We start from the raw sequence: 5,149 nt of genomic DNA, 5'->3' as shown, positions 1-5,149 counted from the left end.
CCCGGCGAACAGCCGGTGCCGGAGGGGTGACAACGGCCACCGGCCGTTCGAACACCCGTGAACCCCAACCCGCACGGGCTGGAATCCCCCTCTTTCAAGAGGGGAGGATGTCAAACAGCAGATCAGCGCTGGAGAACTCGCTCAGACGGCTCCGAACCAGCGCTCCAACGCCTCATGCGGGCCGGCCTCGTCCGGGGCGGCCCAGGCGATGTAGCCATCGGGGCGGACCAGCAGCGCGTGCGGGGCGTCCGACACGGCCCCCTCGCCCTCGGCCCAGTCGCCGGTGACCGTGTCCACCCGGTCACCCCAGCGCGCCGCGGTGGCGCGCAGTGCGTCGGAGTCGGCCGCCGCGGGGGTCACGAACAGCACGCCGCGGGCCGGCTTGAGCAGGTCCCGCACGGTGGCGGGGCTACCGTCGGTGAGCTTGAGCGGGGTGTCGGGGCGCAGCCGCAGGCCGAGCTGCGGATGGCTGCCTGAGCCGACGTCGTAGCGCACGTCGAGGCCGGAGACCTGGCCGGCCAGGTGGCGGGCCACCGCGACGTCCTGGACGAGTTCCTGCATGACCGCGCGCAGCGGCTCCATCTCCTCGCCGGAGAGGTAGAGCTTGGTCTGGGCGCGGGTGTTGCGCATGAGCAGCTCCCCGACCGGGTGCCGCTCGGACTGGAAGGTGTCGAGCAGGCCCTCGGGCGCCCAACCGTTGATGGTGGCCGCCAGCTTCCAGCCGAGGTTGACCGCGTCCTGCACGCCCACGCTCATGCCCTGCGCGCCGGCCGGCATGTGGATGTGGGTGGCGTCGCCGGCCAGGAAGATCCGGCCCTTGCGGTACTGGGCGGCCTGGCGGGTGGTGTCGGTGAAGGAGCTGATCCAGCGGACCTCGGCGTCGTGCAGGCGCTCGCCGGTCATGTCCTGCCAGGCGTCGGCGATGGTCTCGAACGTGAGGCCGCTCTTGTCCTCCGGCGGCCGCAGCGACTCGTTGTGGATGACGATCCGGTGGACGCCGTCCTCCAGGTTGAAGGCCATGACCATGCCGCCGGGCACGCGCTCGCCGATGGGGCGCTGGCGTACGTCCGCCCCGACGATGTCGGCCATGTACATCCCGCGGGTGGGCTCCCAGCCGGGGAAGTCGATGCCGGCGAGCCGGCGGACGATGCTGCGCGCCCCGTCGCAGCCGACCAGGTAGCCGGCGCTCTCCTCGCCGCGGCCGGCGGGGCCCTCGTACTCGACAACGACGCCGTCCTCGGTCTCGCGGAAGCCGAGCACCTCGTGTTCGCGGCGGATCTCGACGCCCAGCTCCTTCAGCCAGCCTTCGAGGATCTCCTCGGTGCGGAACTGCGGGATGCCGCGGACGCTGAAGTGGTTGTCGTCCAGCTTGGAGAAGTCGATGTGGACCCCGCCGAAGTGGCCCTGGGCCCATTCGACGTCGCCGAAGCGCTCCAGCAGGCCGCGCTGGTCGAAGACCTCGGCCGCGCGGCGGGTGAAGCCCACGCCGCGGGACTCGCCGCTGGGCGCGGGGAGCTTCTCGAGGACGACGACGTCCACGCCGCCCAATTTCAGTTCGCCGGCGAGCGTCAGCCCGACCGGCCCGGCGCCGACGATGATCGCGCCCTTTGCCATGTCCTACTCCTCAAACATCAGAGCTGCCGCGGATGGGGCAGCGCCAGGTCGGCGGTGGTCAGGCGAAGAAGACCAGCAGGTACCGGCCGATCAGCTCCGGCCCCTCCTCGGGGGCGCGGGCGGCCGGGGGGTGTCATGCGGCGGGCCGTCAGACGGTCGCGGGCGCCCCGAACCAACGGGTGAGGGCGGCTTCGAGGTCGCCGCCTGCCGGCGCCACCCAGGCGATGTAGCCGTCGGGGCGGACCAGCACGGCCTGTGGGGCGCCCGGGTGGTCGGCCTCCTGGTCGGCCCAGGCGCCGGTGATGACGTCCACGCGGTCGGCCCAGCGGGCGGCGAGTTCGGCCGGGCCGCCGTCCCCGTCCGAGACGATGAGCACGCCGCGGCCTGCGTGCAGGAGCTCGGCGACCTTCGTACGGCTGCCGTCGGCGCGCTCGACGGCTCGGTGCGGGGCCAGACGCAGCCCCAGGAAGGGGTGTCCCTCGGCGCCCACGTCGTACTTGATGTGCAGGCCGGAGACGCGGCCCGCGAGCCGCCGGGCGGCCTCGGGCAGGGTGACGAGTTCGCGCACGACGGCGCGCAGCGGCTCCATCTCCTCGCCGGCGAGGTACAGCATCGACATGGAGTGCACGTCCCGCATCAGCTGCTCACCGATCGGGTGGCGCTCGGCGTGGTAGGTGTCGAGCAGGGACTCGGGCGCCCGGTCCCCGAGCACGGCGGCGAGCTTCCACCCGAGGTTGACGGCGTCCTGGAGACCGACGCTGACGCCTTGGGCGCCGAGCGGGGCGTGGTCGTGGGCGGAGTCGCCGGCGAGAAAGACGCGGCCCTTGCGGTACTGGGCGGCCAGGCCGGTGGCGTTGGTCAGGGCGCACATCCAGGAGGCGGAGGCGCCGTGGATGTCCTCGCCGGTCATGCGCTGCCAGGCGTCGGCGAGCTCCGAGAACTCCAGCTCGCCCTCGCCGTGGTGCGGGCGGACGCCGGGCTCGTGGATGACGATGCGGTCCACACCCGGCTCCAGGGTGACGGACAGGACCATGCCGCCGCCCTCGATGCGCTCGCCGATGGGCCTCATGCGCACGTCCGCGCCGACGACGTCGGCCAGGTACATGCCGCGGGTGGCCTCGTCGCCGGGGAAGTCGATGTCGGCCAGGATGCGCACGGTGGACTTGCCGCCGTCGCAGCCGATGACGTACGTGCCGGTGGCCTCGGTGTACCCGTCGGGGCCCTGGAAGCCGAGGACCACGCCGTCCTCGGTCTCGGTCAGGGTGGTCAGGTCGTAGCCGCGGCGCACCTCGACGCCGAGCTCGTCGACCCAGCGGCCGAGCATGTCCTCGGTGACGGACTGGGCCAGGCCCATGATGCCGAAGTGGCTCTCGTCCAGGAGGGAGAAGTCGATGCGGACACCGCCGTAGTGGCCCTGCTTGCCCCAGCGGATGTCGCCGAGCCTGCCGAGCAGCCCGCGCTGGTCGAAGACCTCCGCGGTACGGCTGGTGAACCCGAGGCCGCGCGACTCGCCGCTGGGGGCGGGCAGCTTGTCGTAGACGACGACGTCCGCGCCGCCGAGCCGCAGCTCACCCGCGAGCATCAGACCGACCGGCCCAGCGCCCACGATGATCGCGCTCTTTGCCATTTCGATTCCTCCATACAGACGGTTGATCCTCAGAAAAGACCAGGGGGGTCGAGGGGCGGTGCAGCGGGACCGCAGGATCGCTCAGGCGATCCTTGAGGTCCGTTCCTCACCCGCGCGAGGCAACTGCCGGTGCGCGGTGTGCGGCGGGGCCGCCGCCGGGGCGGTGGAGACGGTGGTCACGGCAGCTCCTTCAGGCCGTGCTCCGTCAGCAGGTCGCGGGCGGACGCGAGTTCGGCGGCCATGCCGTCGACGAGCCACGCAGGTGGGCGAGGAGCCCGTCAGGGGTCTCGGCCGGGTGCACGCCGGTCGAGTACGAGAGATGGGCGCTGATGCCGTCTCGGTGGCGGAAGCGCACGGGCCTGCACCTCGGCGGGAGCGGTGGCCCGCTCGGGCGCGGCGCCGGCCGGGGTGCCGAGGAGGGCGTCCCCGGGCAGGGTGCACACGGCGCGCCGGTCTCCGGCGAGGGGGGCGACAACTGCCATGGATTTCCTAATCATTCATAGTCGTCTCTGGTCAGGCATCTCACGTAGCTTGGTTTTGTGAGGCTTTCGGAGTGGGCGCGTCAGCAGGGCGTGAGCTACCAGACCGCCTGGCGGTGGGTGAGGGACGGGAAGATGCCCGTTCCGGTCCGCCAGGCGCCGTCCGGGACGTGGTTGGTCGACGAGGTTGCCGCCCCGTCGTCCGAACGCGTGGTGGCGTACTGCCGTGTGTCGTCAGCCGACCAGAGGGCCGACCTGGATCGGCAGGTCGCGCGGGTGGTGTCCGGCGCGAATGGGCTGGGCCTGGCTGTCGCGGAGGTCGTGACCGAGGTCGGGTCGGGGTTGAACGGGCGCCGCCGCAAGCTGCATCGGCTCCTCGCCGACCCGGACACGGCTGTGATCGTGGTCGAGCACCGTGACCGCCTCGCCCGGTTCGGTGTCGAGCACCTGGAGGCCGCGCTGTCGGCGTCCGGCAGGCGCCTGGTCGTCCTCGACCCTGCCGAGACCGCGGACGACCTGGTGCGGGACGTCACCGAGGTGCTGACCTCGATGTGCGCCCGCCTGTACGGGCAGCGGGCGGCGAAGACCCGGGCCGCCCGCGCGGTGGCCGTGGCGACCGGCGAGGACGGCGAGTGAAGAAGTTCCGGCCGCAGCCCGGGTTCGTGGTGCAGGCGTACCGGTTCGCGCTGGACCCGAACGCCGCCCAGGAGCACGCGTTGCGCTCGCACTGCGGTGCGGCCCGCGCGGCATACAACTGGGCTGTCGGCTGGGTGACCGCATCCTGGTGGCAACGCCGGGCCGAGGAGACGTACGGCGTCGCCGGGGCGGAGCTGACCGAGTGGCGGCCGTGGTCGCTGCCCGCGCTGCGCAAGGAGTTCAACCAGGCCAAGAAGACTGACCCGCGCTTCGCTGCCTGGTGGGAGGAGAACTCCAAGGAGGCGTACAACACCGGCCTCGCCAACGCGTCGGCGGCGTTCGACAACTACGCCAAGTCGAAGAACGGCAAGCGCAAGGGCGCCCGGATCGGTGCGCCCCGGTTCAAGCCGAAGCGGAAAGCACGCCTGTCCTGCCGGTTCACCACCGGCACCATCCGCCTCGACGCCGGCGGCCGTCACGTCACGCTGCCGAGGCTCGGAACCATCCGCGTCCACGAGCCCACCGCAAAGCTCCTGCACCGCGTCCAGGCCGGCAGGGCGCGGATCTTGTCCGCGACCGTCCGCCACGAACGCGGACGCTGGCTCGTCGCCTTCCAGGTCGAGACCGCGCGGGACATCCGCCGCGTCGCACGCCCCGACGTCGCGGTCGGCATCGACCTCGGTATCAAGACCCTCGCGGTCATGGCCGACAGTGCGGGCGAGATCCGCACCGTGCCCAACCCGCGGCACCTGAACAGCGCCCTGAAACGGCTCCGCCGGGCCTCCCGCACGGT

At 72.2% G+C, this 5,149-nt stretch carries 5 protein-coding genes; 2 read left to right on the top strand and 3 right to left on the bottom strand.

What is annotated here, in order from left to right:
• Nucleotides 1–141: 141 nt before the first annotated feature.
• From ACFYR3_RS45475 to ACFYR3_RS45465, 3 genes are all read right to left on the bottom strand, one after another.
• Nucleotides 142–1,614 carry an FAD-dependent monooxygenase gene (locus tag ACFYR3_RS45475; RefSeq protein ID WP_389288294.1) on the bottom strand — a complete coding sequence of 491 codons (1,473 nt, stop codon included), beginning with the start codon at nt 1,612–1,614 and terminating at the stop codon, nt 142–144.
• A gap of 148 nt (nt 1,615–1,762) precedes the next feature.
• Nucleotides 1,763–3,241: an FAD-dependent monooxygenase gene (locus ACFYR3_RS45470; protein WP_355858805.1), complete on the bottom strand. Its 1,479-nt coding sequence runs from the start codon at nt 3,239–3,241 to the stop codon at nt 1,763–1,765.
• A gap of 278 nt (nt 3,242–3,519) precedes the next feature.
• A complete protein-coding gene (locus ACFYR3_RS45465) occupies nt 3,520–3,723 on the bottom strand; it encodes a hypothetical protein (RefSeq protein ID WP_355858811.1) in 204 nt (67 codons plus the stop codon).
• Between the two features lie 57 nt (nt 3,724–3,780).
• Here ACFYR3_RS45465 and ACFYR3_RS45460 point away from each other — a divergent pair, with 57 nt between their 5' ends.
• Nucleotides 3,781–4,356: an IS607 family transposase gene (locus ACFYR3_RS45460; RefSeq protein WP_389288292.1), complete on the top strand. Its 576-nt coding sequence runs from the start codon at nt 3,781–3,783 to the stop codon at nt 4,354–4,356.
• Nucleotides 4,353–5,149: transposase (locus ACFYR3_RS45455; protein WP_389288290.1), on the top strand; the 797-nt coding region annotated here is incomplete at its 3' end. The genes ACFYR3_RS45460 and ACFYR3_RS45455, both read left to right, overlap by 4 nt.

The organism is Streptomyces sp. NPDC005784 (assembly GCF_042871525.1).
GTDB lineage: Bacteria > Actinomycetota > Actinomycetes > Streptomycetales > Streptomycetaceae > Streptomyces.
The sequence above is the reverse complement of the archived record's forward strand: the minus strand, read 5'-3'. Positions and strand labels throughout refer to the sequence as shown.